Source organism: Thermus sp. NEB1569 (genome assembly GCF_022385295.1).
GTDB classification, from domain to species: Bacteria; Deinococcota; Deinococci; order Deinococcales; family Thermaceae; genus Thermus; species Thermus scotoductus.
In genome coordinates this window covers 1045800-1065494 of the sequence record NZ_CP092445.1, presented here as the reverse complement: position 1 = coordinate 1065494, position 19695 = coordinate 1045800, and the positions used below count along the sequence as shown (strand labels likewise).

At 64.0% G+C, this 19695-nt stretch carries 20 protein-coding genes and 2 riboswitches; of the genes, 11 read left to right on the top strand and 9 right to left on the bottom strand.

The genetic code is table 11. The features are described 5' to 3' along the window. Positions 1–4 precede the first annotated feature (4 nt). The 5 genes from thiC to thiE are packed head-to-tail and all read right to left on the bottom strand — an operon-like array spanning position 5 to position 3861. The gene (gene thiC / locus MI302_RS06265) at positions 5–1312 is read right to left on the bottom strand and encodes a phosphomethylpyrimidine synthase ThiC (RefSeq protein ID WP_239725239.1); all 1308 of its coding nucleotides are present in this window, start codon (positions 1310–1312) and stop codon (positions 5–7) included. Between the two features lie 2 nt (positions 1313–1314). Continuing rightward, positions 1315–2277 (bottom strand): FAD-dependent oxidoreductase, encoded by a 963-nt coding sequence (locus MI302_RS06260; protein ID WP_015717080.1) that lies wholly within the window; start codon positions 2275–2277, stop codon positions 1315–1317. After that, positions 2274–3059: a thiazole synthase gene (locus MI302_RS06255; RefSeq protein WP_015717079.1), complete on the bottom strand. Its 786-nt coding sequence runs from the start codon at positions 3057–3059 to the stop codon at positions 2274–2276. The genes MI302_RS06260 and MI302_RS06255 overlap by 4 nt, the downstream gene beginning before the upstream one ends. Further along, entirely contained in the window at positions 3060–3254 is a 195-nt protein-coding gene (thiS, locus tag MI302_RS06250) for a sulfur carrier protein ThiS (RefSeq protein WP_019550911.1), read from the bottom strand. Beyond that, positions 3241–3861, bottom strand: a complete 621-nt coding sequence (gene thiE / locus MI302_RS06245) for a thiamine phosphate synthase (protein WP_026329026.1) — start codon at positions 3859–3861, stop codon at positions 3241–3243. Before thiE ends, thiS begins: the two co-directional genes overlap by 14 nt. A gap of 70 nt (positions 3862–3931) precedes the next feature. Continuing rightward, positions 3932–4041: riboswitch (TPP riboswitch) on the bottom strand. A gap of 126 nt (positions 4042–4167) precedes the next feature. Between thiE and MI302_RS06240 the strand changes: the two genes are divergently transcribed. Genes MI302_RS06240 through sat form a run of 7 tightly spaced genes read left to right on the top strand, consistent with a single transcriptional unit; the run spans position 4168 to position 10486 of the window. Then, positions 4168–5898, top strand: coding sequence for a nitrite/sulfite reductase (locus MI302_RS06240; protein ID WP_019550909.1), 1731 nt, complete (start codon positions 4168–4170; stop codon positions 5896–5898). A 12-nt stretch (positions 5899–5910) separates the two neighbouring features. Continuing rightward, on the top strand, positions 5911–6669 hold the full coding sequence (locus MI302_RS06235; protein ID WP_026329025.1) for a uroporphyrinogen-III synthase: 759 nt from the start codon (positions 5911–5913) through the stop codon (positions 6667–6669). Next, the gene (locus MI302_RS06230) at positions 6666–7316 is read left to right on the top strand and encodes a bifunctional precorrin-2 dehydrogenase/sirohydrochlorin ferrochelatase (protein ID WP_019550908.1); all 651 of its coding nucleotides are present in this window, start codon (positions 6666–6668) and stop codon (positions 7314–7316) included. Before MI302_RS06235 ends, MI302_RS06230 begins: the two co-directional genes overlap by 4 nt. Beyond that, positions 7304–7972 carry a phosphoadenylyl-sulfate reductase gene (locus MI302_RS06225; protein WP_019550907.1) on the top strand — a complete coding sequence of 223 codons (669 nt, stop codon included), beginning with the start codon at positions 7304–7306 and terminating at the stop codon, positions 7970–7972. Before MI302_RS06230 ends, MI302_RS06225 begins: the two co-directional genes overlap by 13 nt. Further along, positions 7973–8713 (top strand): sulfite exporter TauE/SafE family protein, encoded by a 741-nt coding sequence (locus tag MI302_RS06220; RefSeq protein WP_038029654.1) that lies wholly within the window; start codon positions 7973–7975, stop codon positions 8711–8713. After that, the gene (cobA, locus tag MI302_RS06215) at positions 8706–9431 is read left to right on the top strand and encodes a uroporphyrinogen-III C-methyltransferase (protein WP_239726481.1); all 726 of its coding nucleotides are present in this window, start codon (positions 8706–8708) and stop codon (positions 9429–9431) included. The genes MI302_RS06220 and cobA overlap by 8 nt, the downstream gene beginning before the upstream one ends. Before the next feature lie 2 nt (positions 9432–9433). Then, positions 9434–10486, top strand: coding sequence for a sulfate adenylyltransferase (gene sat, locus MI302_RS06210; RefSeq protein ID WP_239726480.1), 1053 nt, complete (start codon positions 9434–9436; stop codon positions 10484–10486). Positions 10487–10623: 137 nt separating this feature from the next. Here sat and MI302_RS06205 read toward each other — a convergent pair whose 3' ends face one another. From MI302_RS06205 to MI302_RS06190, 4 genes are all read right to left on the bottom strand, one after another. Next, positions 10624–11937, bottom strand: a complete 1314-nt coding sequence (locus MI302_RS06205) for a cobyrinate a,c-diamide synthase (RefSeq protein WP_126218976.1) — start codon at positions 11935–11937, stop codon at positions 10624–10626. Positions 11938–11941: 4 nt separating this feature from the next. After that, positions 11942–12541 (bottom strand): protoglobin domain-containing protein, encoded by a 600-nt coding sequence (locus MI302_RS06200; protein ID WP_239726479.1) that lies wholly within the window; start codon positions 12539–12541, stop codon positions 11942–11944. A gap of 155 nt (positions 12542–12696) precedes the next feature. Continuing rightward, the gene (locus tag MI302_RS06195) at positions 12697–13308 is read right to left on the bottom strand and encodes an RNA-guided endonuclease TnpB family protein (protein WP_239726478.1); all 612 of its coding nucleotides are present in this window, start codon (positions 13306–13308) and stop codon (positions 12697–12699) included. Positions 13309–13425: 117 nt separating this feature from the next. Continuing rightward, a complete protein-coding gene (locus MI302_RS06190) occupies positions 13426–13776 on the bottom strand; it encodes a helix-turn-helix domain-containing protein (RefSeq protein WP_239726477.1) in 351 nt (116 codons plus the stop codon). Between the two features lie 233 nt (positions 13777–14009). Between MI302_RS06190 and MI302_RS06185 the strand changes: the two genes are divergently transcribed. The 4 genes from MI302_RS06185 (at position 14010) to MI302_RS06170 (ending at position 19691) form a co-directional block, all read left to right on the top strand. Beyond that, positions 14010–15515, top strand: a complete 1506-nt coding sequence (locus MI302_RS06185; RefSeq protein ID WP_239726476.1) for an alkaline phosphatase — start codon at positions 14010–14012, stop codon at positions 15513–15515. Positions 15516–15720: 205 nt separating this feature from the next. Beyond that, positions 15721–15881, top strand: a riboswitch (cobalamin riboswitch). Between the two features lie 209 nt (positions 15882–16090). After that, a complete protein-coding gene (locus tag MI302_RS06180; protein ID WP_038031025.1) occupies positions 16091–16447 on the top strand; it encodes an acyl-CoA thioesterase in 357 nt (118 codons plus the stop codon). Between the two features lie 48 nt (positions 16448–16495). Next, a complete protein-coding gene (gene metE / locus MI302_RS06175) occupies positions 16496–18739 on the top strand; it encodes a 5-methyltetrahydropteroyltriglutamate--homocysteine S-methyltransferase (RefSeq protein ID WP_239726475.1) in 2244 nt (747 codons plus the stop codon). Next, positions 18723–19691, top strand: a complete 969-nt coding sequence (locus MI302_RS06170) for a ribonucleotide-diphosphate reductase subunit beta (RefSeq protein WP_054391844.1) — start codon at positions 18723–18725, stop codon at positions 19689–19691. Before metE ends, MI302_RS06170 begins: the two co-directional genes overlap by 17 nt. The last annotated feature ends 4 nt before the right edge of the window (positions 19692–19695 follow it).

The following is a 19695-nucleotide window of genomic DNA, read 5'->3' as shown; positions in this document are numbered from 1 at the left end:
GGCTCTAGCTTACGGGAAGCTCCATGCGCGCCCTTCCCTTGAGGACGGCCTCCACCAGGTTCATGGGGCAGAAGGGGCCGCACATGCTGCAGGCCTTGGTCCTGGAGCCCCGCTCCTCCTTGAGGCGGCGGGCCTCCTCAGGATAAAGGCAAAGAGCGAACTGGCCTTCCCAGTCCAGGCGGTAGCGGGCCTCGGACATGCGCCGGTTCCTCTCCAGGGCCCTGGGGTTTCCCCGGGCCACGTCGGCGGCGTGGGCGGCGATCTTGAAGGCGATGACTCCTTCCTTCACGTGCTCGGGGGTGGGCAGGCCCAGGTGCTCCGCCGGGGTCAGGTAGCAGAGCATATCCGCCCCCATCCAACCGGCCAAGGCGCCTCCGATGGCCCCGGCGATGTGGTCAAAGCCCGCGGCGGTGTCCACGGGAAGCATCCCCAGGATGTAGAAGGGGGCGTTCCCTGTGAGCTTCTTCTGGATCTGCACGTTGGTGGCCACCTCGTTCAAAGGAATGTGGCCCGGTCCTTCCACCATGGCCTGCACCCCCGCCCGGCGGGCCCTTTCCACCAACTCCCCAATGGTGAGGAGCTCGGCGATCTGGGCCCGGTCGGTGCTGTCGGCAAGGGAGCCAGGGCGGAGGCCATCCCCTAGGGAGAGGGTCATGTCGTAGGTGCGGGCGATGTCCAGGAGGTCGTCAAAGCGGGCGTAGAGGGGGTTTTCCTCTCCGCGGTGGAGCATCCAGGCGGCGAGAAGCCCTCCACCCCGGCTCACAATCCCCGTGGTCCGGGAGGAATTCCGGTAAACCTCCAGGTTCTTCAGGGTAACCCCCACGTGCACGGTGATGTAGTCCACCCCCTGCCGCCCGTGTTCCTCTATGACCTCGAAAAGCTCGTCCGCGGACATGTCGAAGAAGCTCTTCCGCTTGGCGGCGCGGAACTCCGCCTCATAGATGGGCACAGTGCCCAAAGGAACGGTGGCCACCTCGAGGATTCTTTCCCGGATGGCCTTCAAGTCCCCCCCTGTGGAGAGATCCATGATGGTGTCCGCCCCGTACTGGATGGCCACCCTGGCCTTTTCCACCTCCTCCTCGAGGTTGACGTAGTCGTAGGAAGTACCCAGGTTGGCGTTCACCTTCACGCTGAGCCCTTCCCCGATCCCCTTGAAGTCCCGAAGGGTGCGGTGGTTGGGGTTCCTAGGAATCACGATCCGCCCCGACGCCACCCCTTCCCGCACAAACTCAGGGGAAACCCCCTCCTTCTCCGCCACGTAAGCCATCTCCTCGGTCACGATGCCCTTCCTTGCCGCTTCCAGCTGGGTCATAGCTACACCCCCAAAAGCTCGAGAATCCTCTTCGCCGTCCACGGGGCCAGGAGGATGCCGTTCCTTCCATGGCCCACCGCAGCCAGCACTCCCCTTTCCACCTCACCCACGAAAAGCTCTCCTACCGGCCTGTACCCCCAAAGGGCCTCCCGGAACCTGGCCCCTGCCAGCAGGGGAAAGCGCTCGTGGGCGTAGTCGGAAAGCCACCTTAGGCCGAATAGATCCACTCCTTGAGCCCATCCCTCTCGCTGGGTAGCCCCCACGTATACCCCACCCTCCCGGGGAAGGAGGTACCCTTCCCCGGCGAAAAGGGGGGCAGGAGGAGCCGGGCCCTCGAGGACCAAGGCCTCCCCCTTCAGGGGCCGGACCCCAAGGCCAAATCGGCTACCCCAGGCGCCCACGGCCAGGAGGACGAACCGGGCCTGGGCGGTAAAGGGCTCCTCCCGCCAGCGCCCTCGCACTCCCCCTTCCTTCACCTCCTCCACCTCGGCTTGAAGGAAAGGGGTTTCCATGACCTCCAAAGCTTTCAGTAAGGCCTCGCGGAGGGCCTTGGGATGGACATACCCGCCAGGGAAGGTACGCGCTCCCCTTCCACCCCGAACCGGGTAGGACAAGGACTCCTGGGCCGCTGGTTGTTTCCCTGACGGGAAAGCAGCCCAGGCCTCCTTTTCCACCTGGGACAGGGCCACCACCTGGGTGCCGCTAAACCCCGCCTCCACCTTCCATCCCTTGGCGGCAAGCTCCTCGAGGAGGCCTGGATAGTACTCTAGGCCGAAAAGGGCCGCCTCCAAAACCTCCCCGGAAAGCCCCTCGGGATAAGGAGCCAGCATCCCCGCACTGGCCAGGGTAGCCGCTCCCTCCTTACCGGCATCTAGGAGGAGGACGGAAAGCCCCCGCTTCCTGAGCTCGTAGGCGGCGAGGGTTCCGATAATCCCCGCCCCCACCACCGCCACCTCTACCCTCACGGCTTAGGACCTCCCAAAGGGATGCCCTCCATGGGGCTCGAGGGGCTCGCCACCTCCCGGGGTCGCATGGGGCCGGCCAAAAAGGCTTTCCTCCCCGCCTCCACAGCCAAACGAAAGGCCTCAGCCATGGCCACGGGATCTTGGGCCTCGGCAATGGCGGTATTCACCAGCACGGCGTCCAAACCCATCTCCATCACCTCCGCTGCATGGGAAGGGAGGCCAAGCCCCGCATCCACCACCACCGGGGGCAATGAGGTCTTCTCCCGGGCGAAGAGCTCCAAAAGGGCCCGGGTCTTCACCCCCCAGCCGGAGCCGATGGGGGCCGCCAGGGGCATCACCGTAGCCGTGCCCTGCTCCGAAAGCTTCTTGGCCAGGACGAGGTCAGGACCGATGTAGGGCAGGACCAGGAAGCCCTCATCGATGAGCATCCTCGCCGCCCTCAGGGTCTCCACGGGATCGGGGAGGAGATAGGTGGGGTCAGGGATCACCTCCAGCTTCACCCACCTCTCCCCGGTGAGGACCCGGCCCAGCCGGGCTATCCTCAACGCTTCCTCCGCCGTCCTGGCACCTGCTGTGTTGGGCAGGAGGCGCACGCCCTCTAAGGCCTCGAGGAGACCCACATGCCCGGGCATCCTGGCCTCCACCCGGCGGATGGCCACGGTGACCACCTCGGCCCCCGCAGCCTTTATGGCCTCCCGCATCACCCCGAAGTCCCGGAACTTGCCCGAGCCCAGGATAAGACGGCTTTTAAGCTCTATGTCCCCGACCTTCCAGGTGTCCATCTAGCCTCCTTGCATGAGGGTGACCACCTCCACCACATCCCCCTCCTTCAGGACGTGGTGAGGAAGCTCCCGCCCCAGGTAGGCCTCCTCGTTGAGGAGGACCGCCACCCGGGAAAGATCCACATCCAGCTCCTCCAGAACCTCCCTGAGCGTCTTGCCCTCGAGGGGCTTAGCCTCCCCGTTAAGCCACACCATAAAGCCGCTCCCTGAATGCCTGGGCCGCCCGCTCGGGGTTCTCAGCGTCCAGGATGGCGCGGACCACCACAACTCGGCGCGCCCCGGCCTCCAAAACCTCCCCCAGGTTCTCCAGGGTGATGCCGCCGATGGCGTACCAGGGCCTCTCCCCCAGGTTCTCCCGGGCCCAGCGCACATAACCCAGGCCCGCGGCCTGCCTCCCCGGCTTGGTGGGGGTTTCCCACACAGGGCCTATGGAGAGGTAGTCCACTCCTTCCTCGAGGGCTCTTAGGGCCTGCTCGGGGGCGTGGGTGGAGCGGCCCACCATCCCCTGGAAGAAGCGGCGGGCCTCCGCGGGCGTCAGGTCCCCCTGGCCAAGGTGCACCCCATCCGCTCCCAGAAGAGCCGCCAGGTCCGGCCGGTCGTTGAGGAAGAAGGGCACCCCATACCGTCGGGCCAGGGCCAGCATCCTTTCCCCCAGGTCCAGGATGGGCCTCGCCTCCCAGTCCTTGGCCCGAAGCTGCACGACCTCCACCCCACCCGCCAGGGCCCGTTCCGTCCGATCCAGCACCTCCGCCATGGACCAACCGGGCCTCGGGGTCACCACCAGGTATAGCCTTCCCAGCAAGCTTTCACCCCCTTCAGGCCAGCGGGAAAGGCCCACGCGGCCCAAAGGAGGTGGGGTTTTGGGGGATTAGGGTCTTCCGCATAGGCTTCCCTCCGCCGGCATTACCCGGATCAGGTTCTAAGGGTTGCTGGGAGAAACCCAGCTCTCAGCCCCTCCATTGGGGCACCCCTAGCCTGTCCCTTCCACTATAGCATGCGGGGCTCTCTAAAACCCGACCTGGGGAACAGGGCATATACTCTTGACTTTCATACACTCAATGGTATATTATGCCGGGCAATCCCCCGGGGAGGGGGAAAAGGAGGCGGAATGGCAGGACTCAGCGTGGAGGCCGAAGCCGAAATCCAGTATCTGGAGGCTATGATTGCCCGCCTCGAGGCGGGGGAGGAAGACCCCGAGGACTTCCGGGTCTACCGGCTCAAAAACGGCATCTACGGCATACGGGGCCGTCCCGAGCACCACATGATCCGCATCAAGCTTCCCGTGGGGCGAATCAGCCTCGAGGGGCTCCGGGTCCTTGCGGAGGTGGCGGAGCAGTACACGGAAAACCGCCTCGCCCACGTCACCACCCGCCAGGCGGTGCAGCTCCACCATGTCCACCGCCGGGATGTCCCCAAGGTCCTCCGGGCGGTGAACGCCGTGGGCCTCACCACCCGCGAGGCCTGCGGGCACTCCATCCGGGCCATCACCTGCTGCCCCTACGCCGGGGTCTCCCCCGAGGCACCCTTTGACGTGACCCCTTATGCCGAGGCCACCTACCGCTACTTCCTCCGCCATCCCGTGGGCCAGAACCTCCCCCGGAAGTTCAAGATCGCCTTTGAGGGGTGCCCTACGGACCACGCCCGCACCCCCATCCACGACATCGGGGCGGTGGCGGCGGTGGAAGGGGGCAAGAGGGGCTTCCGCCTTTATGTGGGCGGGGGCTTGGGAGCGGCTCCCATGAGCGCGGAACTTTTGGAACCCTTTACCCCAGAGGAGGACCTCCTCCCCACCATGCTAGCCATCATCCGCCTCTTTGATCGCTACGGGAACCGCAAGGTCCTCACCCAGGCCCGGCTCAAGTTCCTGGTGAAGAAGTGGGGCATCGCCGCCTTCCGCGAGGCCGTGCGGGAGGAAAGGCGCCTGGTGAAGCTCACGGCAAGCGGCGAGGACCTGAAGGCCTGGGCCCCGCCCCCAGAGCCCGAACCCCCCAGGCTTCCCACACCCCCGAGGAAGCCCTTCTCCTTCGCCCCGGGGTTTGACGAGTGGCGCAGGACCAACCTTTACCCCCAGAAGCAGGCAGGCTTCTACACCGTAGCCGTACGCCTGCCTTTGGGGGACATCACCCCGGAGGGGCTTAGGGCCTTAGCGGAGATCGCCGAGGTCTACGCCGGGGAAGTTCGGAGCGCCATCAGCCAGAACTTCCTCCTTCGCTATGTACCCGAGGAGGCCTTGGGCGGGCTCTATGAGGCCCTCCTCCAAGCCGGGCTGGCCCAGCCCCAGGCCCATACCCTCCTGGACATCACCCGCTGCCCCGGGGCCGACACCTGCAACCTGGCCATCACCCACTCCCGGGGCCTGGCCCAGGCCTTGGAAGCCCACTTGGCGAGCCTTGCCTTGGTCCAGGACCCAATGGTCCGGCCCATCAGCATCAAGATCTCCGGCTGCCCCAACTCCTGTGGCCAGCACCATATTGCCGACATCGGCTTCTACGGGTCGAGCCGCAAGGTAGGGGAAAGGGAGGTTCCCCACTACACCCTCCTTCTGGGCGGGCGCACCCGGGAGGGGGAGGCCCGTTTTGGCCAAGTAGTGGCTCGGATTCCTGCCCGGCGCACTCCTGAGGCGGTGGAAAGGATCCTGAAGCGCTACCAGGAGGAACGGGAGCAGGGCGAAAGTTTCCAGGCTTATTTGGACCGGGTGGGGGCCGCCTCCTTCAAGCCCCTCCTCGAGGACCTCCAGACTATTCCTTCCTATGAGGAAGCCCCAGAGTACTACCAGGATCTGGGGGCGGAAGGGGAAACCTTCCGGGTGCAGCTAGGCCGTGGGGAGTGCGCGGTGTAAGGGAGGTTAGGGATGCGCATCGCCTATGCCGGTCTCAGGAGGAGGGAAGAGTTCAAATCCCTGGCCACAAAGCTAGGCTTAATCCCCCTCCTTCTCCCTGTTCAGGCCACGGAAAAGGTACCCGTTCCCGAATACCAGGACCATCTCCGGCGGCTGGGAGAAGGCGTGGATCTCTTCGTGGCCACCACCGGGATAGGGGTAAGGGAGCTTATGGAAGGAGGGCGGGTTTTGGAACTAGATCTGAAGGGGAGCCTGGAGAAAGCCCTCCGCTTGGCCCGGGGGACCAAGGCCGCCCGGGTACTCAGGGACCTAGGGCTTGCCCCTCATGGGGTAGGAGACGGGACCACACCAAGCCTCTTGCCTCTCCTACCCCAAGGGCCTGGAGTGGCCGCCCTCCAGCTTTACGGCAAGCCCCTACCCCTCCTGGAACAGGCCTTGGAGGAAAGGGGCTATGCGGTTCTCCCCCTCATGCCTTACCGCCACCTGCCGGACCCTGAGGGAATCCGCCTTCTGGAGGAGACCATTTTGGCCAAAGAGGTGGAAGCGGTAGCCTTTGTAGCCGCCATCCAGGTGGAATTCCTGTTTGAGGGAGCCCGGAACCCCTCGGACCTAAGGAAAACCTTCCAGCACGAGGTAAAGGCCCTGGCCGTGGGCCGGGTTACCGCGGATGCCTTAAGGGAGTGGGGGGTGCAGCCCTTCTACGTGGATGAGCAGGAGCGGCTAGGAAGCATGCTCCAGGGCTTCTTACGCCTGTACCGGGAGGTGGCATGACCTACTTTCCCCTCATGCTGAACCTGAGGGACAGGCCGGTTCTCCTAATCGCCGGCGGCCCGGAGACGGGGGCCAAGCTCCAAGCCCTCTTGGAGGCCCAGGCCCAGGTTACCGTCCTGGCCGAGGAGGACCATTGGAATCTGGCAGACTTGGCCAAGGAGGGAAGGATCCGCTGGCTTCCCCGAGGTTATCGGGAAGGGGACCTCGAGGGCTTCTTCCTGGTGGTGAGCCATCCCCGGGACAAGGGGATCCATCCCCAGGTAAAGGCAGAAGCGGAAAGGCGAAGAGTGTTTTTGGTGGCGGTGGACGACCCGAAAAACGCCACCGCCATCCTCCCCGCCGTGGTGCGAAGGGGAGAGTTGGTGGTGGCCCTTTCCACCTCTGGGGCTGCCCCTGCTTTGGCGGTGCGCCTAAAGGAGCGTTTTCTTCGGCTTTTGGGTCCAGAGTACGGGGAACTTGTAGCCTATCTGCGCCGCCTTAGGCCACGGATAGCGGAGATCCCCTGCTTCGAAGAGCGCAAGCGGCTTTGGTACCGCCTAGTGGATTTGGCCTTAGAGGAACTTGACCTGGATCCGGAGGCCGGCCTGACCAGGGCCAAGGAAAAGGTGGAGGAAGTGCTTGCGGAGGTCCAGCCATGGACAAGGTAACAAGCGCCAAGGCCCTTATCCGGGACGCCCTAGCAGAAGGCCAAAGGCCCTGCTTCACGTGCAGTTTCCAAGCAGAGGACGTGGTGGTGCTCCATCTCCTCTTGGAGGAGAAACCCGACATCCCCGTCCTCTTCCTGGACACCGGCTACCACTTCCCGGAGGTCTACGCCTACCGGGATGCCCTAAAGGAGAAGCTTGGCTTCCAGCTCATCAACCTCTCCCCAAGCCTTTCCCGGGAGGAGCAGGAACGCCTCTACGGGAAGCTCTACGAGACCGACCCCACCCGCTGCTGCCAGATCCGCAAGGTGGACCCGCTATTCCGGGCCCTCGAGGACTACGACACCTGGTTCACAGGGCTTAGACGGGAGCAGTCCCCCACCCGGGCCAACCTAAAGCCCGTGGAGGAAGCCCTTCTGAAGAGCGGCCATCGCCTGAAGAAGGTGAGTCCCCTTTACGACTGGACCCTCAAGGAGGTGTTTGCCTACCTGGCCGTGGCCGACCTGCCCTACCTGCCCCTTTACGATCAGGGCTACCTCTCCATCGGTTGCGCCCCCTGCACGGCTAAGCCCCTAGACCCCAAGGACCCCCGCTCCGGCCGTTGGGCGGGCAAGGGCAAGCTGGAGTGTGGAATCCATCTCCACCCAAAGGAGGCATAGATGGCCTTTCTTCTGGGCTTCCTCATCGCCTTCGCCATCGGGATCACCGGGGTGGGGGCCGGCACTATCACCGCCCCCCTCCTCATCCTGGGCCTGGGCCTTTCCCCGGAGATCGCGGTGGGCACGGCCCTTCTCTTCGGTTTTCTGGTCAAGGTTCCCGCCGGCGCCGTCTACCTCTTTAGGCGCCAGGTGGCGGGTAGGGTGCTGGGCCTCCTCCTTTTGGGGGGGCTCCCCGGGGTCCTGCTGGGCAGCCTCCTCCTGGTTCACCTTAAGGGGGCCAAGGACATGGTCCTCCTCCTGGTGGGGCTCACCGTGGTGGTTTCAGCGGGACTTGGGCTCTACCGGAGCCTAGCCCGGCTAACCCTAAGCCGGGAACGGCCCTGGCTCCTGCCTCCCGCCGCCTTCGGGATTGGCCTCGAGGTGGGCTTCTCCTCGGCAGGAGCAGGGGCCCTGGGCAGCCTCCTCCTGCTCTACGCCACCCGCCTTACCCCCCAGCAGGTGGTGGGCACGGACATCCTCTTCGGCCTGGTCCTCTCCCTGGTGGGGGGTGGGGTGCACCTCCACTTCGGCCAGGTGGACCCAAAGCTCCTCCTTTCCCTAAGCCTAGGAGGGATCGTGGGGGCCAGCCTGGGGGCCCTCGTGGCCACCCGCGTGCCCAAGCAGCCCTTCCGGGTAGCCCTCCTCCTCTGGCTTCTCTTCATCGGTGCTCAGCTGGTCTGGCGGGGGGTGGCCCATGGCTAAGGTCTACCTGCTGGGAGCCGGGCCAGGAGATCCCGACCTCCTCACCCTCAAAGCCCACCGGCTCTTGAGGGAAGCCCCCGTGGTCCTGTACGACCGGCTGGTAGATGGCAGGATCCTTTCCCTAATAACCGGAAAAAAAGTGGATGTGGGCAAGAGGGAGGGGGAAAGCGGTAAGCAAGAAACCATTCACCGCCTCTTGCTTCATTACGCCCGGGCCTTTCCCTATGTGGTCCGGCTTAAGGGAGGTGACCCCTTCGTCCTTGGCAGAGGCGGGGAAGAGGCCCTCTTCCTGGCTACCCATGGGATAGAGGTGGAGGTGGTGCCTGGCGTGAGCAGCATCCTGGCCACGGGGCTTCCCCTTACCCACCGCGGTTTGAGCTCGGGGTTCGCTGTGGTCTCCGGCGTCCTGGAGGATGGGGGTTACCCGGACCTGAGGGCGTTTGCCCAGGTACCCACCTTGGTGGTCCTCATGGGGGTGAAGAGGCGAGCGTGGATCGCCAAGGAGCTTATCCGCCTCGGCAGAAGGCCGGATGAGCCCACCCTCTTTGTTATGGAGGCCACCACCCCAAGGGAAAGCAGGGTGCCGGCCACCCTGGAAGACGTGGCGGAGGGGAAGGTCGAGGTGGCCGCCCCAGCGGTCTGGGTGATCGGCAAGGTGGTGGAGGTCTTTGACATTCTCCAAAAAACACCACAGGCTTGGGCCCTTGCGGAGGTTTGACCATGGTGGAAACCCTACCCCAGGTGACCATTGGCGAGGACGAGCGGCTGGACCTAGAAAACCTGGCCACGGGAGCCTTCCACCCTGTGCGAGGCTTTATGACTCGGGAGGAAACCCTTTCCGTGGCCCAGGAAATGCGCCTTCCTTCGGGAGAGGTTTGGACGATTCCCATCCTCCTCCAGCTCCAGGAGCGACCCCGGGTGGACAAGGGGGATCAGGTGATCCTCATGCACCGGGAAAAGCCGGTGGCCCTTCTCCAGGTAGAGGACGCCTACGAGCTGGACCTCAAGGCCCTGGCCCGCCAGGTTTTCGGTACGGAAAGCGAGGCCCACCCCGGGGTGAGGAAGCTCCTCGCCAAGGGGCCCTACGCCCTTGGGGGGCGGGTGGAGGTGCTGGCCTGGAGACCCCGGTCTGCACAGCTGGAGAAGACCCCTGAGGAGATGCGGGCCTTCTTCCGGGAAAAGGGCTGGAAGAGGGTGGTGGCCTTTCAAACCCGCAACGCCCCCCATCGGGCCCACGAGTACCTAATCCGGTTGGGACTGGAGCTGGCCGATGGAGTTCTAGTCCATCCCATCCTGGGTGCCAAGAAAGAGGACGACTTCCCCACAGAGGTCATCGTTAAGGCTTACCAAGCCCTCATAGAAGGCTTTTTGCCCCGGGAACGGGTGGCCCTGTTTGGCCTTGCCACCCCGATGCGCTACGCCGGCCCCCGGGAAGCGGTATTCCACGCCCTTGTGCGCAAGAACTTCGGGGCCACCCACTTCCTGGTGGGCCGGGATCATGCAGGGGTAGGAGATTTTTACGATCCTTACGCAGCCCACCGCATCTTTGACCAGCTTCCCCCCTTGGGCATCGAGATCGTGAAGGTGGGCGCGGTCTTCCACTGCCCCGTCTGTGGGGGTATGGCCTCGGAGAGAACCTGTCCAGAAGGGCACCGGGAAAAGCGGCTAAGCATCAGTATGACCAAGGTACGAGCCCTCCTGAGGGAGGGCAAGACGCCACCCCTCGAGCTGGTGCGGCCCGAACTCCTCCCGGTTCTGAGGGAAGGCTTCTGATGCCATCCTGCTTGGCTCCGTTCGTAGGCCGTACCGTTTTGCGGGGGTTGTTTTGTGCGTTGGGGTACCCTATGCCGAGTGTGGCGGCTTCTTGTGCTTTAATTCACGATTCACCACGCTTGTGCCCTCCCTCTCCGCTAACCTTCTGCAAACTGCAAAAAGCGCGCAACCCCTCGAGGCCAGGCCGGCAGGTACAGGTGGACAAAACTCCCCAGCACCCGCCCATCCGTATAGCCCTCCCTCTCCCCCGTATCCAGCCGCCGCCAAGCAGCCATCGGAGAAGGCTCCATCCGGGCATAGTGGAACTCGTGCCCCTTAACCACCTCCCCCCTTCGCGCCCAGGGGTTATCCCTTAAGGCCTCCACCTCCCGGTAGCCCAGCACCGGATGCTGGGCCATACGGGCTTCCCCGGGAACCAAGCCCACCATGGGGAAAACGTTTCCCTCCACCCAAAGCCCCTGGGAGAGGTACATGTACCCCCCGCACTCGGCCACGATGGGGCCGGGAAAACGGCGGATAGCCTCCCTTATGGCCCGGTTTTCCGCAAGCTCCCGGGCGTAGAGCTCGGGGTAACCGCCCCCCAGGAGAAGGGCCTGGGCCTCGGGCAAAGCCGGGTCCTCTAAAGGGCTAAAGGGAACAAGCTCAGCCCCCAGGGCCTCCAAAAGCTCCAGGGCCTCAGGGTAGTAGAAGCGGAAGGCCTTATCCCACGCGTAGGCCACCCGGACCCGGGGAGGCCTCCTATCGGGAAGGAAGGGCAAGGCCTCGGGCAGGGGCGGGGCAGCGGCAGCCAGGCGCAGGATTCCTTCAAGATCCACCTGGAGAGCCCGGGCCAGGGCCTCGAGGGGCGGCCGCACCTCCCCCGCCAGCACCAGGCCCAGGTGGCGCTCGGGGACTTCCAAACTAGGATCCTGTGGAAGCCAGCCCAAAAGGGGCAGGCCCACCTGGGACAGGGCCTCCCGCAAAAGCTCCGCGTGACGGGCCGAGCCCACCCGGTTGGCAAAGACCCCCACCACCTGGACCGCGGGGTCAAAGGTGCGAAAACCCTGGACCAAAGGGGCGATGGAGCCCGCCATGGCGGAGGCATCCACCACCAGGACCACGGGAGCCCGCAAGAGCCTGGCTACCTGGGCGGTGGAGCCCTCCTTTCCCAAGGGGTCTTTGCCATCGAATAGACCCATCACTCCCTCCACCAAGGCCAGGTCCGCCCCCTTAGCCCCGTGCTGGAAGAGGGAAAGGAGCCCCGAGGGGTCCAGGAAAAAGCCGTCTAGATTGTACACCCTGCGCCTCGAAGCGGCCTCGAGGTGGCTGGGATCCACGTAATCCGGCCCCACCTTGAAGGGCTGGACCTCAAGACCCCGCTCCCCAAGAGCCTGGAGGAGGGCCAGGGCCACGGTGGTCTTTCCCGCCCCCGAGTGGGGGGCGGCCAGGACCAACCGGGGAAGCCTCAGCATGGCCTTAGCCTGGAGAAAGGCTCGCCAGGAGGCGGGCTGCTTCCTCCTGGGCCCTTTGCAGGAAAACCCCCACCTCCACCCCTTCCACCTGCGCCAGGGCCTCGAGGTAGGCGTGGAGATAGCCTTCGGAGATCAAGGCCATTACGGTAAAGCCCAGCCGGCGCCAGGCATCCGCCAGGACCTGGGCTTCCTCCTGGGAAAGGTGCTCCCGGGCCAGGCGGGAGACGGTATCCACCACCCAGTTCCACATGGCGGCCATCATGGCGTTGGTCACCCCCCGGCGTACGTGCACCAGCCCCACCAGGGTCTGCCAGGCGAAATACTGCCCGTTAAAGGGGCCCTCCACGGTGCGCAGGTACCAGTCCCTTAGGGTCTTCTCCCGGGCTGGCCTTTCCCCTTCCCGGAAGATGGCCCGGGTGGCGGGGTGGGCGAAGAGGGTGTCGTAGAAGCCCTGGACCACGGCGTCCACCCAAGACCTCATGGCCTCCTTGTGGCGGGCAAAGGTCTTGGCGTCCTCGAGGGGGCGGAAACGGGCGGAGGGGGGAAGCTGGGACCAGAACTCCTGGGCCAAAGCGTAAAAACGGCCGAGGCTCTTGTCGGTCATGGGTACCATAGTGACGACTCCCCGGACTAAAGTCCAGGGCTTCTCGGGGTGTTTCCCTGCGGGAAAGCACGCAGGGTCTCCCCCGAAGGCCCCGTCCAGGCCTTTGCCAGGATGTTTTGAGCGGCGGCCACATCCCGGTGGAGAAGCGTCCCACACTATGGACAGGTGTACGCCCGCACCCAGAGAGGCTTCTTCTCCCTATGGCCGCACACCGGGCAGTCCTGGCTGGTGTACTTGGGGTCTACCTTGATGACTCGCCTACCAGCCAAAACGCTACCGCTTGCGCGGTGAGCTTCCGCTTTGTAGGCGAGGATTTGGAGAAACTGGGCCCAGCCCGCATCCTGTACGCCCTTGGCTATATGGGAGCGGGAAAGGGCTTGAACGTTCAGGTCTTCGTGGACGATGGTTCCGTAGCGGTTTACCAGCTTCCTGGCTACCTTGTGGTGGAAGTCTTTGCGCTGGTTGGCGATCTTGCGGTGGAGCTTGGCTACCTTGAGCCTGGCCTTCTTCCTGCGGTTGCTTCCCTTCTTCTTCCGGGAAAGCTCCCTTTGGGCCTTGGCCAGCTTCTCCTCGGCTTTCTGGAAGTGGCGGGGAGCCTCTACCATCTCCCCCTCCGAGGTAACGAGGAAGTGGGGGTTGGTACCCAGGTCTATGCCGATGGCCTCCTCGCTTGGAGGCAAAGGCTTGGGGTCCACCTCGGTGATGAAGATGATGTACCAATGCTCGCCTTCCCGCTTAACCGTCGCCGTCTTGATCTTCCCTTCCAAAGGGCGGTGGAGCTTAACCTTGACGGAGCCAATCCCGTAGCTGCTTTCCCGTCAGGGAAACACCTTGAGGAGCACCCGCTTCCCGCCCTCCTGGAGCTTGACCCCGGTTTCGTAGGCCTAGGGGAAGGTAAAGGAGTCGTAGCGCCCCTGCCCCTTGAAGCGGGGGTATCCCGCTTTCTGTCCCGCCTTGAGCCTCCGGAAGAAGCCCTGGAAGGCTTTGTCCACCCGATGAAGAACATCCTGGAGCACCTGGGAGTGGACCCTTTTGTACTGGGGCAGTTCCTCTCGTATCTGGGGCAGGTACCTCTTCTGTTGGTAGAGGCCGACACTTTTCCCGGCCTTCTTGTAAGCATCCCTACGCTCCTGCAAGGCGGCGTTGTACAGCTCACGGCAAAGCTCAAGGGTGCGCTCCAGGTCTTTCACCTGGGGCTTGGTGGGGTAAAGGCGGTATTTGAAGGCTTTGCGCATGGCTGGCTTCTTCTACACAGTACCAAATCCGTGTCCACCTGTGGTGGACGTGGGGGAGCTATGCGGCCGCGTGCGGCCGCAATCCCCGGTTTGGTCAGCCTGTGTCACGCGTTAGCGTATCTTGAGGGCTATCTTGGAAACCGGGGGATTATAGCTCCCCCACACCCCCACTTTTCTCTAACCCTTGACCCGGCTATGACACAGGGTGCCTAGCCTACTCTTGGAGGTGAGCCATGAAGCGAAGGGATATCCTCAAAGGCGGTTTGGCGGCAGGAGCCCTGGTCCTTCTCCCCAAGGGTGGAGCCCAGGGAGCACCCCAGAACGTTCCCAGCCTCGGCCGGAGGTACCGGAACCTCATTGTTTTCGTCTATGATGGTTTCTCTTGGGAAGACTACGCCATCGCCCAGGCCTACGCCCGCAGGCGCCAGGGGCGGGTCCTTACCCTGGAAAGGCTCCTGGCCCGCTACCCTAACGGGCTCATCAACACCTATAGCCTCACCAGCTACGTCACCGAATCCAGCGCTGCCGGCAACGCCTTCTCCTGCGGGGTCAAGACGGTCAATGGCGGTCTAGCGGTACATGCCGACGGCACCCCCTTAAAGCCCTTCTTTGCCGCAGCCAAGGAGATGGGGAAGGCTGTGGGGCTGGTGACCACCACCACCGCAACCCATGCCACCCCCGCCAGCTTCGTGATTTCCAATCCCGACCGCAACGCCGAGGAGAGGATCGCGGGCCAGTACCTGGAGTTTGGGGCCGAGGTCTACCTGGGAGGCGGGGATCGCTTCTTCAACCCCGAGAAGCGCAAGGACAAGAAGGACATGTATGCCGCCTTCGCTCAGGCAGGCTACGGAGTGGTCCGCACTCCCGAGGAGCTGGCCCGCTCCAACGCCAGCAAGCTCCTTGGCATCTTCTCTGACGGCCACGTGCCCTACGAGGTGGACCGCCGCTTCCAGGGGGTGAAGGTACCGAGCCTCAAGGAGATGGTGCAGGCCGCCTTGGCCCGCTTGGCCGCCTACCGCAATGGGTTTGTCCTCCAGGTGGAAGCCGGGCGCATTGACCACGCCAACCACCTCAACGATCCCGCCGCCACCTTGTGGGATGTGCTGGCGGCCGACGAAACCCTGGAACTCCTCACCGCCTTCGCGGACCGGAACCCCGACACCCTCCTCATCTTGGTATCCGACCACGCCACGGGCACGGGGGCCCTGTACGGAACGGGCAGAAGCTACCTGGAAAGCAGCGTGGGCCTGGACCTCCTGGAAGGCCAGAAGGCCAGCTTTGAGCACATGCTGCGTGTCCTAGGGAACAACCCCGACCCCAGCCAGGTAAAGGAAGCCTTCCGGACCATGAAGGGCGTGACCTTGGAGGACGCCGAAGCCCAGATGGTGGTGGAGGCCATCACCAAGAAGGTCCACCGCCCCGATGGGGTGCGCTACGGCGTCCAGCCCAGCAACACCCTTTCCTGGGCCATGGTGCAGAAGGACGCCAAGAAGCCTGACCGGCCCAACATCGGCTGGAACTCCGGCCAGCACACGGCAAGCCCGGTGATGCTGGCCCTTTACGGCCAGGGCCTCCGCTTCCTCCCTCTGGGCCTCTTGGACAACACCCATGTCTTCCGGCTGATGGGCGAAGCCTTGAGCATTCGCTACCAGAACCCGGTTATGTCCGAGGAAGAGGCCCTCGAGGTTCTCAAGGCCCGCCCCGTGGGCATGGCTCACCCCGAGGACATCTGGGCCTAGGGCCATGCTCCCCTGAACCCCTTAAACGCTCTCGGGGCAGGAAACTTGGCAGATGCTCCTTCCTTCAGGCCGCCACCTTAGGCGGCCTGTTATATTTTGGCTCCGAGGCACGTCCCACCAGGGCTCCTCGGACAAATCCCCGATTCCCAAAAGGGGAAGCCTAGGCCTATTGACCTGGGATTCAAGATATGGTAGCTTCACTGGTAAGACACCCAAGACTTAGGGTGTCTTGGCCGCGATGCCAGGCCGACAGGCCTGGACGCCACCAGGCGGTGGGGGAAGTCCGGTGCAAGTCCGGCGCTGTCCCGCAACGGTAACCGGCTCTGTCCGGAAGCCCGAGTACCCGCTTCGCGGCCTTACCCCGTAGCCCTCGAGGCAAGGGTGAAGGTGGTGATGCCTGTGGGACCTTAGACTCCTAACCCCCCAAAACCCGGTGGTCCAAGGACCTTGGGCCAGGCGACCTTAGGCAAGTTCTTGCCCAGCACGGGGTTACTCCCCTTGGGCAGGTAGAAGGGATGATTTAGCTTTTACGGGCCCAAAGACGGCCCTGGAGGTCCGTGGTGAAGGAAACGCGCATGGTCTACCCGGTTTTCCCTGGGGAAACCAACCATTACGGGACCCTTTTTGGCGGCACCGCCATGGCCTGGATGGACCAGGCAGCCTTCGTGGCCGCAACCCGCCACGCCAGGCGCAAGGTGGTGACGGTGCACTCGGATGCGGTGGACTTCAAGCGCCCCGTGCCCCTGGGCTCCATCGTGGAGCTTGTAGCCCGGGTAATAGAGGTGGGCCGTACCTCCATGCGGGTGGAGGTGGAGATGTGGGTGGAGCCCATAGAGGTGGGTAGGGAACCCTACCTGGCAGCTAAGGGCGGATTTGTGCTGGTGGCGGTGGACGAGGTGGGGCGGCCGGTTTCCGTTCCCCCTCTTTCCTAACTCCCAGTGGGCCACCCTACCCTGGTCATGGGAAAGTTGAGGTAAGCGATGCGGGAAAAATTCCATGCGTCTTTAGAAGGCAACATCCGGACCCTGGCTTTTGGCCTTCCCCGGCTGGGCCCTAACCGGGAGTACAAGCGGCTTCTGGAAGCCTACTGGCAGGGCTCCTTGCCGAGGGAGGAGTTCCTCCAGGCCCTCGAGGACCTCGAGGGTCTCAGGATGGCCACCTATCGGGAACACGTGGACCTTTATCCAGCAGGGGAGCTCAGCCTGTACGACCCCATGCTGGACCTGGCGGTGGCCCTTGGGGTCTACCCCGTGGAACCTTTTGACCTGGAAGGCTATTACGCCCTGGCCCGGGGCAAGGGGGCCCTTCCCCTTAGGAAGTGGTTTGGCACCAACTACCACTACCTGGTCCCCCGGCTTCCGGAAAAACCCCGCTACACCCCCAGGCGGGGCTTTTTCCCCTATCCTGTTGGCCAAAAAACCCCAGGCTCGGCGGAAGGCCTTCCCACCCTGCTCGGTCCCTACACCCTTCTGCGCCTGGCGCAAAACCCCCCCGAGAGGGTGGAGGACCACCTCGAGGCCCTGGTGGAGGCCTATGCGGAGCTTCTTGAGCCTTTTGCCGGCACCCTCTTCCTCCTCCAAGAACCGGCCCTGGGGTTGGATGGGGTGGAACGGGACCTACCCCACCTCCTGAAAGCCTATGCCGCCTTGGCAAAGAGGGTACCTTTGGTCCTTCTCAGCTACTACCTGCCCCCGGCTTCGGAGGTGGTTCGGAGCCTGGCCAACCTTCCCTTGCGGGGCCTTGGGGTCTTCCCGGTAGGGGAAGCCCTGCCCAAGCTACCCCCAGGAATGGCCCTGGTCCTAGGGGTGGTGGAGGGGCAAGGCGTGTGGCGAACCCATCTCCTGGCCCTAGGAGGGATCCTGCCCCTGCTAGAGGGGCAGGAGGTCTGGCTGGCCCCTAAGGCCCCCCTTTTCCATCTGCCCTGGCGGGTGGATGAGCCCTTGCCCAAGGCCCTCGAGGGCCGGCTTGCCTTTGCCGTGGAAAGGCTACAGGAACTTTCCCTCCTCAAAGAGCTCTTGACGGATGGGCAAGGCCCAGCAGGCCACCTCGAGGCGGCCACCTCGCCCTCAAGGGCATACCAAGCCGCCAGGGCCTGGTACACCCCGCCTCCCGCCTGGGAGCTCCACCCTTCTCCCCCACCTCCCCCTAGGCCCCCCCTGGAGGTGCGGCGCCAGGCCCAGCAAGACCTCGGCCTCCCCCCCTTCTCCACCACCACCATCGGCAGCTTCCCCCAGACGGGGAAGCTCAGGGAACTTAGGAGGCGCCTGCGCTCAGGGAAGCTGGACCAGGCCACCTACTGGGAGAACATCAAAAAAGCCATCGAGGAAAACATCCGGTTGCAGGAGGAGCTGGGCCTGGACGTCCTGGTCCACGGGGAACCCGAACGAAGCGACATGGTGGAGTTCTTCGCCGAACGCCTACAGGGCTTTTTCATCACCCAGAAGGGTTTCGTCCTTTCCTACGGAAGCCGGGTCTGGCGCCCTCCCATCCTCTTTGCCCCTCCCCGGCGCCAAGAACCCCTGGTGCTTCGGGAAACCCTCTACGCCCAAAGCCTAACCGCCAAGCCCGTGAAGGCCATCCTAACCGGCCCCATCACCCTGGCCGCCTGGAGCTACCTGCCGGAAGGGGTTAGCTTCCCTGAGGCGGTCATGGCCCTGGCCGAGGCCCTAAGGCAGGAGGTGCGGGACCTGGCCGCCCGTGGAATCCGCTTTGTCCAGGTGGACGAGCCAGCCCTTCTGGAAAAAATGCCCCTCAGGCGGGAAGAGCAGCCCAGCTACCTAAAACTTGCCCAGGAGGCCTTCCATCGGGTGGTGGGCGATCTGGAACCCAAGGTACAGGTGCACCAGCACCTCTGCTACTCCGATTACGCCGCCTTAAGGCCTTTCCTGGAGGCCATGGACCCCGACGTGGTGAGCGTGGAAGGAGCCCGGCAGGACCCAGCCTTCCTCCAAAGCCTTAAGGACCTTCCCCTAGAGATCGGGCCCGGGGTATTTGATGTGCACACGCCAGAGGAAGCCACGGTGGAGGAGATGCTCACCCGCCTCCAGGGCTATCTCAACTTCTTTTCCCCGGCCTCCTTGTGGGTAAACCCCGACTGCGGTCTAAAAACCCGTAAACCCCAGGAGGCCATCTCGAACCTCAGGAACATGGTGGAGGCCGCCAAGCGGCTTCGCCAAGCCCTAGGTGGAAAATCCCCAGGAGGTGGCCATGCTCACCGAACCTAGACCCCACTACCGGCCCTACCAGTACCCAAAGCTCCTGGCCTACCGGGACGCCATTCGGCACAGCTACTGGCTCCACACGGAGTTCAGCTATGCGGCAGACGTCCAGGACTACGCCCTGGCGGATCCTGAGGTGCGCTCGTTGGTGGAGCGCTCCCTTCTTGCCATCTCCCAGGTGGAGCTTTCCGTGAAGCTCTTCTGGGCCAAAGCCTACGAGGTTTTCCCCAAGCCCGAGATCGCCGAGGTGGGCATGACCTTTGCGGAAAGCGAGGTGCGGCATGCCAACGCCTACGCCCACCTCCTGGACCTCCTCTCCCTGGAAGAGCGCTTCGCCCAGGCCCTCGAGGAGCCAGCCCTAAGGGATAGGCAAAAGGAGCTTTCCCAGGTCTTGGCCCGCTCGGGAAAGGGGGACCTCAGGGAGTACGCTAAAGGCCTCCTTCTCTTCTCCGCCTTTACCGAACACGCCTCCCTTTTTTCCCAGTTCTACGCCCTCATGGCCCTAAACAAACGCCTCGGCCGGTTCAAGGGCATCTCCAATGCCATCGAGGCCACCAGCAAGGAGGAAAACCTGCATGGGCTATTCGGGGTGGAGCTTCTTCGCATCCTAAAGGAAGAGCGCCCCGACCTCTTTGATGCCTCCTTCACCGAGGAGGTCCTCAAGCGGGTCCAGGCTTTCTTCCAGGTGGAGGAAGCCCTCTTGGACTGGATGTTTGCCAAAGGGGACACGGAAGCGGTGGGGCGGGATGAGGTCTTGGAGTTCCTGAAATGGCGGTACAACCAAGCCCTTTCCCTCCACGGCTTCCCCGCACCCTTCACTGTTAAGGAGGAAGCGCTTAGGGACACGGCATGGTTTGACCTGGAGCTTTTGGCGGACAAGGAGGTGGACTTCTTCAACAAAAGGAGCGTGGCCTACGCCAGGAGGGTGCAAAGCTTTGACCCGGACAGCCTGTTCTAAAGAG

Bases quoted from the DNA above. Each gene is read 5' to 3' on its own strand.
- thiC (WP_239725239.1), bottom strand. From the start codon at position 1,312: ATGACCCAGCTGGAAGCGGCAAGGAAGGGCATCGTGACCGAGGAGATG.
- MI302_RS06255 (WP_015717079.1), bottom strand. From the start codon at position 3,059: ATGGACACCTGGAAGGTCGGGGACATAGAGCTTAAAAGCCGTCTTATC.
- thiS (WP_019550911.1), bottom strand. From the start codon at position 3,254: ATGGTGTGGCTTAACGGGGAGGCTAAGCCCCTCGAGGGCAAGACGCTC.
- MI302_RS06240 (WP_019550909.1), top strand. From the start codon at position 4,168: ATGGCAGGACTCAGCGTGGAGGCCGAAGCCGAAATCCAGTATCTGGAG.
- MI302_RS06235 (WP_026329025.1), top strand. From the start codon at position 5,911: ATGCGCATCGCCTATGCCGGTCTCAGGAGGAGGGAAGAGTTCAAATCC.
- MI302_RS06230 (WP_019550908.1), top strand. From the start codon at position 6,666: ATGACCTACTTTCCCCTCATGCTGAACCTGAGGGACAGGCCGGTTCTC.
- MI302_RS06225 (WP_019550907.1), top strand. From the start codon at position 7,304: ATGGACAAGGTAACAAGCGCCAAGGCCCTTATCCGGGACGCCCTAGCA.
- MI302_RS06220 (WP_038029654.1), top strand. From the start codon at position 7,973: ATGGCCTTTCTTCTGGGCTTCCTCATCGCCTTCGCCATCGGGATCACC.
- cobA (WP_239726481.1), top strand. From the start codon at position 8,706: ATGGCTAAGGTCTACCTGCTGGGAGCCGGGCCAGGAGATCCCGACCTC.
- sat (WP_239726480.1), top strand. From the start codon at position 9,434: ATGGTGGAAACCCTACCCCAGGTGACCATTGGCGAGGACGAGCGGCTG.
- MI302_RS06205 (WP_126218976.1), bottom strand. From the start codon at position 11,937: ATGCTGAGGCTTCCCCGGTTGGTCCTGGCCGCCCCCCACTCGGGGGCG.
- MI302_RS06200 (WP_239726479.1), bottom strand. From the start codon at position 12,541: ATGACCGACAAGAGCCTCGGCCGTTTTTACGCTTTGGCCCAGGAGTTC.
- MI302_RS06190 (WP_239726477.1), bottom strand. From the start codon at position 13,776: ATGCGCAAAGCCTTCAAATACCGCCTTTACCCCACCAAGCCCCAGGTG.
- MI302_RS06185 (WP_239726476.1), top strand. From the start codon at position 14,010: ATGAAGCGAAGGGATATCCTCAAAGGCGGTTTGGCGGCAGGAGCCCTG.
- MI302_RS06180 (WP_038031025.1), top strand. From the start codon at position 16,091: ATGGTCTACCCGGTTTTCCCTGGGGAAACCAACCATTACGGGACCCTT.
- metE (WP_239726475.1), top strand. From the start codon at position 16,496: ATGCGGGAAAAATTCCATGCGTCTTTAGAAGGCAACATCCGGACCCTG.
- MI302_RS06170 (WP_054391844.1), top strand. From the start codon at position 18,723: ATGCTCACCGAACCTAGACCCCACTACCGGCCCTACCAGTACCCAAAG.